Origin of the sequence: Anaerophaga thermohalophila str. Valhall, assembly GCF_000250735.1 — a bacterium.
In the GTDB taxonomy this organism is placed as follows: domain Bacteria; phylum Bacteroidota; class Bacteroidia; order Bacteroidales; family Marinilabiliaceae; genus Anaerophaga; species Anaerophaga thermohalophila_A.
Genome location: NZ_AHZV01000257.1, coordinates 1 through 15,535, shown reverse-complemented (window position 1 = coordinate 15,535; position 15,535 = coordinate 1). Strand labels below are relative to the sequence as shown.

Genomic DNA, 15,535 nt, shown 5'->3' with positions numbered 1-15,535 from the left:
ACCATCATTCCTGCCAGCAAGTCATCCTTGAGATCGAACAGGTAATCAGTTTCCTGTTTCGGGATAACGAGTGTATGACCTTTGGCCAGCGGGTTGATGTCAAGAAAAGCGTAATAGTGCTCATCTTCTGCAATCTTGTAACTGGGAATTTCTCCCTTCACGATTTTAGAAAAAATGGTTGCCATAGCTCAGTTTGTTATTGTTCAAAACAAATATCTGTCGCAATTGTACATTTAAAATTACAAAGAAATATCTATGATTTCAAAGGGCACAACTCCCGATGGAACTTTTATCTCCACTTTGTCTCCCACCTTTTTCCCGATAAGTCCTTGTGCGATAGGTGTTGAAACGGAAATTTTTCCTGCTTTCAGGTCAGCTTCAGAGTCTGATACCAGTGTATAGGTCATCACTGAGTTGTTCTTGAGGTTTTTTATTTTGACTTTATTCATCATTTGAACTTTGGATGTATCGATTTTTGATTCATCGATCACCCTGCTGTTCGCGATGGTCTCTTTAAGTTTTGCAATACGCATTTCCAGGAGTCCCTGAGCCTCTTTGGCTGCATCGTATTCTGCATTTTCTGAAAGGTCTCCCTTATCGCGGGCTTCTGCAATTTGTTTAGAAATTTTCGGTCGCTCAACCGATTCTAACTGGGCCAGTTCTTCCCGTAACTTTTTTAATCCCGACTGGGTGATGTAACTGGTACTAGACATTTTTTTGTTCCTCCTATTTATTTGAATTGTTTTAAGTTTTATGGGTATATAAAAAGAAAAGAATCCCGGGACACATTGCATGTCCGGGACTCTTTGCAGCAAATTTAGCAAATGTTCTTTGAATAAAAAAAGAAGAGTCCGGACAAACTGAAGTTCCTAATAATCGGGCCTTTTGAGTATTTCTGAGTAGATGACCGCCTTTCTCAAATCAAACCACTCGAGCGGGTGTTGGAGAGAGGCTTCATCTATGGCAGGCTGGTCATATTCCGATTTCAGGACAGTTTGTCTGCCGGGTGTTTTATTTTTTCGTTGACGCCGGGCATCTCCTGGCGATGTATTGGAAGTAAAAACGTAATCTTCTTTTACAAAGGGTGCATCTTTCAATGTTTCCCTGGTTTCAGCTTTTGGTTTTGAAGGAGGAACCGTTTCACGGCGCGGGCTTTCCGGTTCTTCATCTTCAAATATTTCTTTGAACGGGGAAAAGACTTCATCCATTGGATTTTCTACTTCCCGTTCGGGCATATCACTGCCCGCAGCCTTCTTTTTTTTGAGGGCCGAGAAGATAAAAATCGCCAACATCACGACGATGTATATTATTTCTCCAAAGATGTCGTCCATTTATGAACCGCCGTTTAATTTAAAGTCCTAAATTAGCCCCAAGTTTTGATAAAACCAAATATTGGAGCAAGTTTTGATTTCGTCACGAAAACTAAAATGACGTTGTAAACTCTATACGAATGAATCATCTTAAATCTAATATCTAAAAGTCTAACGATCTATTGGATTATGCAAAGGTTTTTCTTTTTCTTTGTTTTTGCAATTCTTCTTTTAATGAAATCAGGCTGTGGAGAAAAAGATGATTTTCCCCAAAGGCAATTTGTAGGGTATTTTGATCTCACCGACCCACGCTATTCAAAAACTGTTTTTACCGCCATACGGGATATGGACGGTCACGATGTTGGTATCAATGGCATTGTTGTCTATAATATGGGAGGCACTTATTATGCTTTTGATCTTATGTGCCCGCACGAAAAAAAACCGACATGCAGTGTCAGGGTTAACGCCGAAGAAGATACGGATTTTGCGGTATGCGAATGTTGTAATTCAAAATTTCTGATTGCCTCCCCCCAGGGGGATGTGGTTGACGGTCCGGCTGGCCGTGGGTTACAACGTTACAAAACCAGTGTGACTTCGGACGGTTATCTGGTGGTAACTTCTTCGTATTAATGGACTACTGTCATCAATACCTGTAATGATCAGGTTTGAAAGGGCCCTCCGGTTTTACCCCGATGTATGCAGCTTGCTCGGGAGTCAGTTCGGTGAGCTTTACGCCAAGTTTTCCGAGGTGAAGTCTTGCCACTTCTTCGTCGAGGTGCTTGGGTAAAGTGTATACCCCTGTTTTGTAATCGTTTCTCCACAGTTCCAGCTGAGCAAGTGTTTGGTTTGAGAAAGAATTACTCATCACAAAGCTGGGGTGTCCTGTTGCATTACCCAGGTTTACCAGTCTGCCACGCGACAAAAGGATGATACTATGCCCGTCGCTGAATGTAAACTGATCGACCTGTGGTTTTATATTGGTTTCTTTGATTCCCGGAAGTGCAGTCAGTTTTTCTACCTGTATTTCGTTGTCGAAATGCCCGATGTTACAAACAATAGCCATATCTTTCATCTGGCCCATGTGCTCTACGGTTATTACATCGCGGTTTCCGGTGGCTGTTACAAAAATGTCGGCTTCTTTAACAGCATCTTCCACTGTAGTCACTTCATAGCCTTCCATTGCTGCCTGCAAAGCACATATCGGATCAATTTCAGTTACCAGAACACGTGCGCCAAACCCACTCATGCTTTGAGCACATCCTTTACCGACATCGCCATACCCACAAACAACAACGGTTTTACCGGCAACCATTATATCGGTGGCACGTTTTATTCCGTCGGCCAGACTTTCGCGGCAACCGTACAAATTATCAAATTTTGATTTTGTAACCGAATCGTTGACATTAATTGCCGGAAAAAGCAGTTCGTTTCGTTCCATCATCTGGTAAAGCCTGTGAACACCGGTGGTAGTTTCTTCACTCACTCCTTTCATCCCTTTAGCGACATTATGCCACCTTTGCGGATTTTCATTATAGATGATTTTCAGGCGTGCCATCAACTCGCGGAAATCTTCTCCTTCTTCACTGTAATCTTCGTCAAGGAGTGAGGGGTTTTTCTCAATTTCCACACCTTTATGAACCATTAACGTTGCATCGCCTCCGTCATCTACAATCATGTCGGGCCCTTTACCGTCACCAAAGTCGAGGGCTCTTTCGGTGCACCACCAGTAATCTTCCAAAGTTTCTCCTTTCCAGGCAAAAACGGATACGCCCGTTTTGGCAATTGCAGCAGCTGCATGGTCCTGAGTGGAGTAAATGTTACAACTTGCCCAGCGAACTTCGGCACCCAATGCAGTCAAAGTTTCAATTAAAACCGCAGTTTGTACGGTCATGTGCAACGACCCCATGATCTTTGCACCACGCAAAGGGGCCTCTTCGGCATATTTTTGGCGTAATGCCATTAATCCGGGCATTTCTTTTTCAGCATTTTCTATTTCTTTCCGGCCGAAATCTGCCAGCGATATGTCTTTTACTTTGTAATCCATAAAGTTCTGTTGGTAATGATTTATTTTTCCCGGCATTTTCCCGAAGTATTCTGTGCCGGCAATGAAAAGTCGTTACAAACTTTGTTACGCTCGTTTCAATCTGCAAAGGTACTAAATAGTTGTGAAATATGCTAAGTAGTGTCTGTCCATAAAGTACCATTTGCTGTGTTACGCTTACCGCCAAAATACTCATTTACGAAAAGTAAACTCCGTTTTTGGCGGCTTCTCAAGCCTTGCAACTGGCACTTTCTGAACAGACACATGATAAACAGGAAACTTTCCCTACTTTATAGACAGGCACTAAGTTTGAATTGTAAGCCGGACTATATACTATAAGATGCCGCTGTTTTTTAAAATCATCTTTACATCCGCTTCATCTTTTTTCAGTTTTTCTTTCAATGCTTCAAGGTTGGGGAATCTTATCTCCGGACGGGTGCGTTTAATGAATTCAACTGTTATTTCTTCGGCGTAGGCTTCGCGGGAAAAATTAAAAATATGAACTTCAAGTGATTTGGGGCCGGAATCACCATCAACAGTAGGTCTTCCACCGATATTTATCATGCCTCCGAAGTATTTACCAAGCAGATGCACCCGGCAGGCATATACGCCATCATGAGGGATAAGTTTCAAAGGGTCTTCAATTCTTATATTGGCTGTAGGATACCCTATTTCCCGTCCCAGTCTGCGGCCTCCGACTATGCGACCCTTTAGACTGTAGAATCGTCCAAGTAGTTTTGATGCCTCCCATACATCTCCGTCGGCTATCAGTTTCCTGATTGTTGTTGAGCTTGGTTTTACACCTTCTACAAGGGTTGGGCCAAAAAAATCGAAGCTGAAATGATGTCTTTCTGATAACTCCTTTAGTTGTGTTTTGGTGATACCTCCATGTCCAAAACGATGGTTGTATCCTGCTACAATATGTTTCATCCCGATCTTTTCCAGGAGATACTGTTTGATAAATTCTTCAGCCGACAGACAGGAGAGTTCTTTAGTAAAAGGGAGAATGACAATATGATCGACGCCGGCATCGCTCAAAAGGAATGTTTTTTCTTCAAGGGTGGTTAGCAGTCTGAGATTACCCGGATCTTGTTCAAGCACTATCCGGGGGTGTGGCCAGAAGGTCAAAACAACAGATTCGCCCTCTAATTCACGTGCTTTTTTCACCAGAAGAGAGAGCAGAGCTTTGTGCCCTTTATGAACGCCATCAAACATTCCCATTGTTACAACAGGGTTGATGCCCTGGAATTCGTCTATACTTGATTTTATTTTTACCATTTCAGGAAACCGGTTTTTCTCACACTGCAAAGGTATAAATGTTTTTCCGGGAGTTTTGTTTTTGTATAAAACTCTTTATATTTATCTTCTGAAAATGATTGTTTTAAAAGCATTTGCCTGATATGGAACAGTATTTACTTGAATTGATAAAAAACAATAACCGCGTGATTGTGCCCAACTTCGGAGCTTTCATAGTATCACGCGATGCCGGTACCACCGTGTTGTTTAACAATTTCCTTAGTTTTAATGACGGGTTGTTAATCAACCATGTAAGTAAAAAGGAAGGAGTTGATACCAATGAAGCGACACAGCGTGTTTCTGATTTTGTGGATAAAATAAAGCAGGAACTGGACTTGCAGGGAGAGTATACTATTGAAAAACTTGGTAGCTTTACCAAAGACCAGAACGGAATTTTACGATTCACTCAGGATCCGGGTGTAGCCAGTCTGATCCCGGACGAGAAGACAGAAGAGCCTGAGAAAGAAGAGGATTCCGGACTACTCGATATCGACAGTGAAGCTTCATCGGGAGAAGCAGCCCCGGATGATGAAAAAAAGGAGGAGGCTTCGGAGAAGAAAAAGGATACAGCTGCCAGGAAGGACAAAAAGTTGCTTAATCTGGAAGAAAAAAAGGAAGAAACCGAAATAAAATCTTCAAAAAGTGCCGCCAGTGAGAAGAGCACTTCTTCTGAGAAAGAAAAGATTGCCACATCGGGGGGTGGGACAACTACAACTCATGATGATACTGTGATTGAAGGTCGAAGAGGATGGCCATGGTGGCTTATTATGTTGATCATTTTGATCCCGGTTGCTTTGGTGCTTGTTTATTTCCTTTTTATTAGAGACCGTGAAGCACAAGAGGAGACAAAAGTGCCTGTTGAAACCGAAGTGGTTGACACCATCGCAAAAAAACCCGGAGTTGACAGCGCTGCAATAAAGAAGCAACAGGAAGAAGTTCTCAGGAAGGAACAAGCCGATAAAGAAGGGGAGGCTGAAAAGAAAGAGAAGGTTAAAAGTGGCCCCCGTCACCACATTATTGTAGGTAGCTTCGAGCATGAAAAAAATGCCGATGACCTTGTGAAAAAACTGAAAGATAAAGGCTATCAGAATGCGTTTGTATTTAAGCGAAACAATCTGTTTATGGTAAGCGCTGCATCTTATGAATCTTTGATTGATGCACGCGAAGCACAGGAAATGTTTGTTCAGAAGGAAAAAATGGAGAACTGGATTTTGACGCGAAGGTAAAACGGAATGTGAACATCCTGTATTATTGAGTCCACTCCAAAAAGTCTCTTTTGCCAATCTCATTGTTTATTTTGACGGGCGGTTTTATGTATTAAGATAACTGCCCGTTTTTCTTGAGTTATGGAGTATCTGTTGATCGTATCATTGGTGTTGTTGCTTATTTATTCCGGGTTTCTGTTGATGTTTCGTCATGGGTGGCACCGGTTAAAGGAGGTAAACACGCAGCATAAATTGTCGGGTAATGTTTTTATATCGGTAATAGTACCATATCGTGATGAAGCCCATAATCTGGAAGCGTTGATCCACGAGCTCTCCCGTCAGCGGTTTTCTTATCATCACCTCGAAGTCATTATGGTAGACGATGGCTCTGAGGATGGGGGTCCGGAATTATTAAAGAGAATTCAGACAAAATTTTCATGGCTCAGATTGTTTTATTCTGATGGTTCCGGAAAGAAACATGCTCTTCGTTATGGGATATCACGAGCAACAGGTGAGCTGATTGTCACAACAGATGCCGATTGCAGGGTCGGAAAAGACTGGTTGCAAACCATTGCAGAGGGTTATATCAGTAGTAATCCGGATATGATTGTGATGCCGGTGGAGATGGTTGGAGGAAACAGCATTCTGGAAAATTTTCAGCAGATCGATTATCTGGCCATGCAAATGGTGACAGCCGGGGCTATTGGTGAAGACCGTCCGGTTATTTGCAGCGGCGCGAACCTGGCGTTTAAGAAAAAATCTTTTCTTGAAGCATCCCGATATGCCGAAGGCCGGGATTATCTGTCAGGCGATGATGTTTTTCTGCTACATGCTTTTAAAGGACTTGGATTTAAGGTTGTTTATCTTAAATCGGTGCAGGCCATGGTCAGAACAGTTCCTGCCAGGTCGTTTAAAGAATTCCTGCTGCAAAGAATGAGGTGGGGAGGGAAAAGCATAGGGTATAAAGATCGCTTTACCCGGATGACTGTGTTAATCATTCTCCTGACCAATTCTGTTGTTGCATTTCTTTTTTGCGCAAGTTTCCGGAATGTTTGGGCATTATTAGTATGGGTAGCTGTTTTTTTGATAAAGATGTTGTCCGACTGGTATTTGTTATCATCGGGAAAAAGTTTTTTTTCTTTTACATTACCAGTTTTTCATTTTTTGATTTATTCTCTTTTTTACCCGTTTTACATTGTAGTGGCCGCAATAGGTTCTTTGGTCACAAAAGAACGGTGGAAACAAAGAAAAGGCAAGTAGTGCCTGCCTTCAATCTTTTCGTTTCAGGGGGTTTTATCAAGACAACAGCCTCATTTTTTTTGGCTGGCCAGCAGTTTTATTCCTTTGATAAGGAAGAACTGCAGCGTTAAAACAAAAATGATGGCTGCTCCTCCCGGTATGTTCAACCATGAAGCGACCAGTAGCCCGATTAATGATCCGGTAACACCGAAAATTGCTGAGCCGAATATGATGGGTTTAAAATTCCCTGAAAACAGAAAAGCAGTGTTTTGAGGTATGGTGAACAGGCTTAATACCAGTATGATACCCATTGTTCTGATGCTTAAAACAATGGCCAGTGCTATAAGTATGGCCATAATATTTCTGACTAAAGCCACGGGAAGTCCCCTTGTTTTTGAAAACTCCGGATCGAAAGCGGTATATACAATCGGTCGGAAAAACAATATAAAAAATACTATTGTCAGGATGAGTACCCCACTCAGGATCCAAAGGTCGGCAGTTCCCACCGACAGGATGCTTCCAAACAGAAAGCTCATGAGATTCGGGGTATATCCGGGGGTCAGAAAAACAAAGATAATGCCCAGAGCCATTCCCAGCGACCATAATATGGCAATGGCACTGTCTTCTCTTACTTTTCCTTTTGTTGCAATCCATTCTATACCAAGTGCTGTTGAAATAGCAAAAACAACTGCACCAAGGAAAGGATTAATGCCAAAATAATAGGCCATTCCTATTCCTCCAAATGAAGCATGCGTAATACCGCCGCTGATAAAAACAATTTTCCTGCTCACTATGTAGGTGCCTATCATGGCAGCCAGCAAACTTGTGAGTATTGCAGCAAGTAGTGCATTCTGGAAGAATCGGTATTCGAAGAGTGACAATAAGTTTTCCATAGCGATCAATGCTTTTTTAAAACACGGTGTGGTATTTGTCCGTGAGTGATTAAATCGATAGGGCAATTGTAAACCTGAAGCATCTCTGCCGTCAGCACATTCGAAGGGTGATAGTGTAGGGTACCGTTCACACAGGCAATGGTTTTAACGATTGATGAAATGGTTCCAATGTCGTGTGAAATAAGGAAAATGGCCATAGACTCGTTCAGCCTTTCTAACAACTGGTACAATTCGCCTTCAAAATTACGATCCACAAAAGTGTCGGGTTCGTCGAGGACAAGGAGTTGAGGATCGTTGATGATGGCCCTGGCAAGCAGGGCTCTCTGCAATTGACCTCCCGAGAGTTCTCCAATAGGCCGGTCTCCCAACCCGTCGAGCCCCATTTGAGCAATGAGCCTCTCAGCCTTTTCCCGGAGTTTTCCCGAAACCGGCTTCCACCAACTCTGCCCCGATGAGTTTCCGGATAGTACAACTTCCCTTATTGTAATTGGAAAAGCACGGTCAATTTGCGAGACCTGTGGCAGATAGCCAATATTTAAACGGCCGGAGGGGAAAAGTACCTGGCCACGAAATGGTTTAAGTATTCCGAGCAAAATTTTTGAAAGAGTGGTTTTGCCTCCTCCGTTGGGGCCTATAACACCGACAAAGTCGAACGGATAAATGTCAAGATTGACATCTGTCAAAACAGGGTCCCCGTTGTATCCTGCCGATACATTTTTTAATGAAACCAGTGGTAATTTTGAATTCATGGTTGTGCCAGATGTTTTTCCAGTAATTGTTTTATACCGTATAAATTTTTAGCCCAGTCGTAGGCCAGAGGATTGATAACGACCAGTTCCGCTCCTGTTGCATCTTTTACCATTTGAGCGTTGCGCTGGTCAAATTCGGCCTGGATAAAGATGAGCCTGATGTTCTCCCTGTTCGCTAAATCTATCAGATCCTTAAGTTGGCGGGGAGAGGGTTCCTTTCCTTCATGTTCAATGGATATTTGTTCAAGCCCGTAATCCCTGGCAAGGTATGACAAGGCCGGATGAAAGATCATGAATTTTTTTTGAGACAACGTTTGAGCTAAGTCTGTAAATTCATTATGCAGCTGTGTTACTTCATTGTAAAACTCAGAATAATTTTTTTCAATAATCTCTTTATGCTCGGGAAAAGCTTTGATGAGACCCGCTTTTAGTTCAGGCAGAAATGCTTTTACCATTTTTGGAGACATCCAGATATGAGGGTCTGTTCCTCCTTTGTGGACATGATCTCCATGAACTTCATCTTTTGCTCTTATTAATTCTATTCCTTCTGAGAGCGTCAGAATTTTTAAGTCATTATTGATATCTTTTATGCGTGGCATCCAGGATTGTTCAAAGCCTAAATATCCTATACTAATATAGAGTTTCGAGTCCGACAGTTTCATTAATTGCTGCGTCGTAGGTGAATAAGTGGCAGGACTTGCTCCCATTGGTACCATAACCGTAACATCTACCTGTCCGGATGTAAGCCGATCCGCGAAATACCTGAGGGGTTCAATAGAAACTGCAATTCCTGATTTTTCATTTTGTCCGTGGAGGCATCCCTGTAATGTAATAAGAGCCGGAAAAACCAGGATAAAGGCTATTCTTTTTAATACTTTTTTCACCATAATGTGGAGGACTTAATTTATTAACGGTATTATTGTCTGTTTTTCTGATTCTGAACTTTCGATTCCGGGTTCTTACCGGATGATTTGTTTTTTTCGGTGTTTTTCTTGCATTTGTCGCAAATACCTTCTACAACCAGCCGTGCAGAATAAAATACAAATCCTTTGGGAAGTTGGTCACGGTCAATATCAAGTTGGGGCATACAAATTAATTTGTGACACCGGATACAATAGAAATGTGCGTGATCGTTGCGTTTAAAGTTACCGGCCAGTTTATATTTCCGGGTGTTATCGTCAATCACAATTTTATGTAGTATTCCTTTTTCGGTGAATAGCTTAAGGGTACGATAAAGCGTTACCCTGTCTGTTTGATCCGGCAGTTTCTCTTCCAGTTCTTTTTGGGTAAGAGCGACCCCGTCGCCCCAGAAATGTTTAATTATCTCTTTTCTGATTGCCGTTCCGGAGAGACCATAGGCCCTGAGTAATTTTGTTATATTTTTTGTTTCTGCAACCATGTTGCAAAAATAATATTTCGTTCTGAATTTTGCAACCATGTTGCAAAATTATTTTCATTCATGTACCAATGAATAGTGAATAGTGCCTCAACGAAGAGTTATCTTGCTTTAAATATATGGATTGCAATGTTGTGTATTATTAATGACGATATCGGGACGGGTTGTCTTACTTCGGTTTGTTTTTGAGAAGGTTTTAGCTGAAATATTGATTATCTTCGCGGAGTTTCACTATGACACTGCAAGAGTGTAAAGGATTTAAGCAAAGAAAGAAGTATGGTAAATTATCCTCTTTTGCCGGAAGGAAACATTTTACTTTACGCAACGTAAATAAGATAGACCGTTAGAATTTGTGTTTTGCTGCATGAATTTAGCGGACTATTGTAAATAGTGTCTGTCCATAAAGTACCATTTGCTGTGTTACGCTCGCCGCCAAAATCCTCATTTACGAAAAGTAAACTCCGGTTTTGGCGGCTTCGTAAGCCTTGCAACTTGTACTTTCTGAACAGACACACATATTGTGAAAAAATTTTGCGAGTTTATATACACGCACTAAATATACACAAAAAACAGTATGGCCAGAATTTTAGTTTGTGAAGACGACAGATTAATTGCCGGAATTATCGGCAAAGTGCTCGGCGATGAGAGTCATCATGTGAAGGTCGTCAGAGACGGGAGTATGGCCATTGCTGAACTCAGGAAAGAAAGTTTCGATCTGGTGATTACCGACATGATTATGCCGGGTAATTCAGGCCTTGATGTGATCAGATTTATTCGCAGGCAACTGCGTTCGAGTTGTCCCGTGTTAATTATGTCCGGTCTTTCGGAAAAGGAACATGTGATAAAAGCCAAAAAACTGGGTGCCAGTGATTTTTTGTCCAAACCGGTGCAGGTCGAGAAGTTGAAGCGAAAGGTTTCACACCTTATTCCCATATCTGGTTTTAATGAGGATGAGGATAATGGGCACAGACGGAAACGGCTTATTATTTGATTTTGAGGTGTATATTAACTTCTTCCTGAACGATATCCACAAGGGAATCGATTATTCACGGGAACAGCACCCCCCCGCACTTATACGGGGGGAATTATCAGTTATCTGCAGCCTCATAAAGAAGGGTTTCTCTTCTTTTTTTGAATTTAAAGTAATTTTATACACCTCCTTTTGCAAGCAATTTTTCAATGTTGTAGAATACAGCATGGTCATAATTTTTTCTCACTTTAACATCGAGCACATCATACAATTTTTTAAGTTGAAGTACGATTTGCTCAAGTTTTTCATCCTCCGCTACAAGAAGGTATATAATGCTCGTTTCACCTTCGCCGATTGTACCGCAAAGAATACCTTCCATATTATAGCCTCTTCTTGAAAACAGGCCGGTGATGTGCGACATAACACCGGGATGATTGTTCACATGAAGTTCAATTATCAGCTGGTTTTTTGTTTCCATTGTTTATTTCTTTTTGTTCTATTTTAGTGTACTTTTTTTGTCAGTAGATCATATCTTTATTCGGAGCCCCGGGGCGTACCATTGGCAGCACTTTTTCCGATGTGTTGATTGGCACATTCACAAGGACAGGGCCTGGGTGTTCCAAGGCATTCATAAGGTCATCCAACGGATTGGCAGAGGTTGTAAGGTCCATGCCCGAAATTCCAAAAGCTCTGGCTATAGCAGGAAAATCCGGTTTGGCTTCAAATTGAGTAGCCATATAGTTTTTGCTGAAGAAGAGCTCCTGGTGTTGTCGCACCAGCCCAAGACTTTGATTGTTAAAGACCAGAACTGTGATGTTAAGATTATTCTCAGACATGGTAACCAATTCCTGGATGTTCATTAGTATGGAGCCGTCTCCGCTGAAACATACTACCTTTTTGCGGGGATTTGCCAGAGCAGCACCTATCGCAGCAGGCACTCCGAATCCCATAGTGCCCAAACCACTGGAACTGATGAAAGTACGGGGATTTTTGAACGGCCATACCTGGGCTACCCACATTTGATGCTGCCCCACATCGGTACTGATTATGCTGTCTTCCGGAACATGGTGCGCGACACTTTTAATGATATTGAGCGGATGGAAGATATCTTCTCCTTCTTCAGGCGCAGAGACATACGGCATTTCAGACTTGAGTTCTGAAAAACGATCTATCCATTGTTCGCGCTTGTTTACCTGAATAAAGGGAATGATTTCACGGAGTACATCTTCTGCGGAAGCATTGAGGCTGTAATCGGCCTTTTTTATTTTGTTTATTTCCGATGCATCTATATCAATATGTATTATTTCGGAGTTTTGGCAAAAGTTACTGGATACTCCGGTAGCCCTGTCGTCGAATCTTGCTCCGAGAGCAATCAGAAGATCGGCTTCTTCGATTAGTGCATTGGCATAACGGGTCCCATGCATCCCGATCATTCCAAGGCTTAGCCGATGGTTAGGAGAGATGCATCCAATTCCCCGCATTGTGTAGGTTACCGGAATATTATTGGTTTCGGCCAGTTTTATGATCAATGCAGCCGATTCTTCGGTGTTTACACCCCCGCCTGCCAGTATCACGGGTCGGTCTGCCTCATTAATTCGCAGTGCAATTTCTCTGACTTCGTTTGTTGTCACTGGTCTGCCTTTTCCCGGTTCTTTGAAAACGGGCCACGCTTCAAATGTGCAGGATTGTTGCTGAACATCCTTGGGGATGTCTATTACGACAGGTCCCGGGCGGCCCGATTCGGCAATGTGAAAAGCTTCCGGGATGATGGTCAGTAATTCTTCGGGTTTTCGTACAAGAAAGTTATGTTTTGTTATTGGTACGGTTAACCCGTAAGTATCGATTTCCTGAAATGCATCAGTGCCAATGGCTGCGGAGGCTACCTGTCCGGTTATAGCTACTATCGGCACTGAATCGAGTTTAGCATCGGCTATGGCGGTAAGTAAATTGGTAGCACCCGGCCCCGAAGTGGTGAAACAGACTCCTGCCCTGCCCGTGGTTCTTGCCATGCCTTGCGCCATAAATCCTGCACCCTGCTCATGTCTTGCCAAAACATGTTTTATTTTGCTTTCTTTCAAGGCATGATAAAGGTGCAGGTTAGCGGCGCCGGGAATGCCCGCTACTTTTTCAATTCCCTTTTGTTCGAGCAAACGAACAATAATTTCGGCTCCTGTCATTTTCATGATGTGTACTTAGTTTTAATGAAACAAAAAAAGCCCCGCCGGTGTGTTCACCGACGGGGCCTGTATAAGTATAATCTCCGTTTAAAAGCTATCCTACCTTCGGTGAACACATAATAATCCTTCCACGACCACGACAGTGACCACGTTCACCACACTTAGAAGGATATTTGATAATAATGTATTCACCTGTGTTGATTTTTACATTTGCACAAATGTAATGATTTTATAAAAACGACCTTCCCGAAAATATGATTTTTTTCATTTTTTCGGCTAAATATTATCTTGGGATACAATTTTAATTGCAAAACTTTCAAAGAGAATATTCACAGAGTGGTTAATAATTTATGTCGTTTGCACCCTTTGCTTGATAATGGTTTGCGGCTTTTGCGTGGAAAATTTTACCAGCACTCCAAAATAATATTTAGTGTCTGTCCATAAAGTACCATTTGCTGTGTTACGCTCGCCGCCAAAATCCTCATTTACGATTAGTAAACTCCGGTTTTGGCGGCTTCGCAAGCCTTGCAACTGGTACTTTCTGAACAGACACATGACCAGAAACAAGTTTTGCGTAATTTATAGACAAGCACTATTTAACCTAAGAAAGCCTCTGCCTCCTTGTAAAAAACGAAACAATACTATAATATTTCCTCAAGTTTTTCTTCAAGCATAGTTCCGAAAAGATTTTTTCCGATAATATCTCCGTCTTTACTGATGAGGTAATTGGTGGGGAGTTGGCGTACGTTATAAAGTCGTGCCGGGTATGAATCGGTATACCGCAGATCACTGACATTGATCCAGGGAAGCTCATCTTTTACGACGGCATTTTCCCATAAAACTTTGCTCCTGTCGAGGGAGACCTGATAAATTTCGAATCCCTGGTTGTGATATTTTTCATAAACTTTTTTCAGATGGTCGTTAGTCCGGCGTGATGTTTCGTCCCAAGAAGCCCAAAATGAAAGAAGCACTACTTTTCCTCTGAGCGAAGAGAGAGCTATTTCTTCTCCATGAATATTTTTTTCACTGATTTCAGGGATGGTTTCCTCTGCCTTGGCTTCAAGTTCTTTGAAAAGTTGTTCCTGCTTTTCCTGAGCCTTGGCGCTAAGCACATAATTATACAGTTGCTTCACACGGGGCGATTCCGGATAAAGCAGATTAAGACTTGTAGCAATGGTTGCAAAGTATACCTGTTGCTTTTTGTCCATAACATTAAGAACCAGGGTGTTGTCGCTGAGGCGCTGAAAAAGGGCATAGTAACTGGCGAACGAACGTGGGTTATCCATTATAAAGGTACCAATGAAGTTTTTATGCTCATCCAAAGCATTTTTGAGTTGACGACCTATTTCTGATTTCCTGTACGCGTCCCCCTCTTCCGGGAGTGATTCATAAACTGTCATCAGACTGTCGACGGTTCCCCTGAGAGTTTTGAGCCTTTGATTGAGTATCTGAATTTTTCTTGATCCTAGAGACCCTTCAACGCTATAGGTGTCTTCAAGATTTTTTCCGTTTGCCTTTATGGTCACATGTTCGGTGGTATCTACCAGGAGGGTTATGAAATTACTCTGGGAAAGCCGGAGCTTGAAAAATGTGGGGATATTTAAACGTTCTCCTGTAAAGGAAAATTTTCCGTTTTTGTTAAGCGCCACGCTATCTACCGGCAGGTTTCTGTCAAGCTGCATTTTTTCAAGAACAAGGGTTTTTCCTTCTGCGTTGGAAATAGTTCCTTTGATTTGATATTTATTCTTATTGCAGCCTGAGAAGAATATAACGAGAAGTAAGGAGAAAATGTAAAAAAATTGTCTCATTGGTTTTTCTTTGAAAAAAATTACAGTTTACGTTTATTCGGCAATTCAATTTTGGGTTCACCCTTAAAAGTTTCTTTTTGCTAATCTCTTTGTTGCAGAAAAATTTTAAATTCTCACTAACAATCAGTTAACTTCGGCTAAAAAACTCAGGTGTGTAACAGGTGGTGATTCGAAAGCGAAAAATTCTTAAAAGTTTATTACACACACTAAACGCCTCGAGCTTGACAAAAATAGCTCTTTTACGAGCAAATTCAATTTTTATGCCGTTATAACGAAATCCAAAGATAAAGCTTATTTTTTATTCGTATAAAATTTACTTCTTAAGGTCGAATGGAAATCTCAAAAAGATTTATACATGTTCTTTTTGTGGTAAACCTTGCAGTGCTCGTTTCTTTTGGAATAATTTATGAATTCGGTCTAACCTGCATTATTCATAAGTTATCTATTACGA

The 15,535-nt window shown here is 41.7% G+C and carries 16 protein-coding genes; 4 read left to right on the top strand and 12 right to left on the bottom strand.

Features of this window, described 5'->3' with window-relative positions:
* From OQ5_RS0113860 to OQ5_RS0113850, 3 genes are all read right to left on the bottom strand, one after another.
* The coding region (locus OQ5_RS0113860; RefSeq protein WP_016778065.1) for an HIT family protein at positions 1-185 on the bottom strand (185 nt) is incomplete at its 3' end.
* 54 nt (positions 186-239) lie between these two features.
* On the bottom strand, positions 240-713 hold the full coding sequence (gene greA, locus OQ5_RS0113855) for a transcription elongation factor GreA (protein ID WP_016778064.1): 474 nt from the start codon (positions 711-713) through the stop codon (positions 240-242).
* A 156-nt stretch (positions 714-869) separates the two neighbouring features.
* On the bottom strand, positions 870-1,331 hold the full coding sequence (locus tag OQ5_RS0113850) for a hypothetical protein (RefSeq protein WP_016778063.1): 462 nt from the start codon (positions 1,329-1,331) through the stop codon (positions 870-872).
* A 213-nt stretch (positions 1,332-1,544) separates the two neighbouring features.
* Here OQ5_RS0113850 and OQ5_RS0113845 point away from each other — a divergent pair, with 213 nt between their 5' ends.
* A complete protein-coding gene (locus OQ5_RS0113845; protein ID WP_255297542.1) occupies positions 1,545-1,940 on the top strand; it encodes a Rieske (2Fe-2S) protein in 396 nt (131 codons plus the stop codon).
* Positions 1,941-1,953: 13 nt separating this feature from the next.
* Here the strand turns inward: OQ5_RS0113845 and ahcY are convergent, their stop codons facing one another.
* Together ahcY and OQ5_RS0113835 are read right to left on the bottom strand one after the other, a co-directional pair.
* Positions 1,954-3,390: an adenosylhomocysteinase gene (ahcY, locus tag OQ5_RS0113840; RefSeq protein ID WP_016778061.1), complete on the bottom strand. Its 1,437-nt coding sequence runs from the start codon at positions 3,388-3,390 to the stop codon at positions 1,954-1,956.
* Positions 3,391-3,684: 294 nt separating this feature from the next.
* On the bottom strand, positions 3,685-4,629 hold the full coding sequence (locus tag OQ5_RS0113835) for a bifunctional riboflavin kinase/FAD synthetase (protein ID WP_026055304.1): 945 nt from the start codon (positions 4,627-4,629) through the stop codon (positions 3,685-3,687).
* Between the two features lie 122 nt (positions 4,630-4,751).
* Between OQ5_RS0113835 and OQ5_RS0113825 the strand changes: the two genes are divergently transcribed.
* Both OQ5_RS0113825 and OQ5_RS0113820 read left to right on the top strand, forming a co-directional pair.
* Positions 4,752-5,873 carry an SPOR domain-containing protein gene (locus OQ5_RS0113825; RefSeq protein WP_016778058.1) on the top strand — a complete coding sequence of 374 codons (1,122 nt, stop codon included), beginning with the start codon at positions 4,752-4,754 and terminating at the stop codon, positions 5,871-5,873.
* Between the two features lie 120 nt (positions 5,874-5,993).
* On the top strand, positions 5,994-7,112 hold the full coding sequence (locus OQ5_RS0113820) for a glycosyltransferase (RefSeq protein WP_016778057.1): 1,119 nt from the start codon (positions 5,994-5,996) through the stop codon (positions 7,110-7,112).
* Between the two features lie 50 nt (positions 7,113-7,162).
* Here the strand turns inward: OQ5_RS0113820 and OQ5_RS0113815 are convergent, their stop codons facing one another.
* Genes OQ5_RS0113815 through OQ5_RS0113800 form a run of 4 tightly spaced genes read right to left on the bottom strand, consistent with a single transcriptional unit; the run spans position 7,163 to position 10,132 of the window.
* Positions 7,163-7,984: a metal ABC transporter permease gene (locus OQ5_RS0113815; protein ID WP_016778056.1), complete on the bottom strand. Its 822-nt coding sequence runs from the start codon at positions 7,982-7,984 to the stop codon at positions 7,163-7,165.
* A 5-nt stretch (positions 7,985-7,989) separates the two neighbouring features.
* Positions 7,990-8,733 (bottom strand): metal ABC transporter ATP-binding protein, encoded by a 744-nt coding sequence (locus OQ5_RS0113810; protein WP_016778055.1) that lies wholly within the window; start codon positions 8,731-8,733, stop codon positions 7,990-7,992.
* On the bottom strand, positions 8,730-9,620 hold the full coding sequence (locus tag OQ5_RS0113805) for a metal ABC transporter solute-binding protein, Zn/Mn family (RefSeq protein WP_016778054.1): 891 nt from the start codon (positions 9,618-9,620) through the stop codon (positions 8,730-8,732). Before OQ5_RS0113805 ends, OQ5_RS0113810 begins: the two co-directional genes overlap by 4 nt.
* A gap of 29 nt (positions 9,621-9,649) precedes the next feature.
* Positions 9,650-10,132, bottom strand: a complete 483-nt coding sequence (locus OQ5_RS0113800) for a Fur family transcriptional regulator (protein ID WP_044107884.1) — start codon at positions 10,130-10,132, stop codon at positions 9,650-9,652.
* A gap of 571 nt (positions 10,133-10,703) precedes the next feature.
* Between OQ5_RS0113800 and OQ5_RS0113795 the strand changes: the two genes are divergently transcribed.
* A complete protein-coding gene (locus OQ5_RS0113795) occupies positions 10,704-11,120 on the top strand; it encodes a response regulator (RefSeq protein ID WP_016778052.1) in 417 nt (138 codons plus the stop codon).
* A 157-nt stretch (positions 11,121-11,277) separates the two neighbouring features.
* Here OQ5_RS0113795 and OQ5_RS0113790 read toward each other — a convergent pair whose 3' ends face one another.
* The 3 genes from OQ5_RS0113790 to OQ5_RS0113780 all read right to left on the bottom strand — a co-directional run bounded on the left by OQ5_RS0113790 (position 11,278) and on the right by OQ5_RS0113780 (position 15,084).
* Positions 11,278-11,577: an ACT domain-containing protein gene (locus OQ5_RS0113790; protein ID WP_016778051.1), complete on the bottom strand. Its 300-nt coding sequence runs from the start codon at positions 11,575-11,577 to the stop codon at positions 11,278-11,280.
* A gap of 40 nt (positions 11,578-11,617) precedes the next feature.
* Entirely contained in the window at positions 11,618-13,282 is a 1,665-nt protein-coding gene (ilvB, locus tag OQ5_RS0113785; protein ID WP_016778050.1) for a biosynthetic-type acetolactate synthase large subunit, read from the bottom strand.
* Positions 13,283-13,917: 635 nt separating this feature from the next.
* Positions 13,918-15,084 carry a TlpA disulfide reductase family protein gene (locus tag OQ5_RS0113780; protein ID WP_016778048.1) on the bottom strand — a complete coding sequence of 389 codons (1,167 nt, stop codon included), beginning with the start codon at positions 15,082-15,084 and terminating at the stop codon, positions 13,918-13,920.
* Positions 15,085-15,535 lie beyond the last annotated feature (451 nt).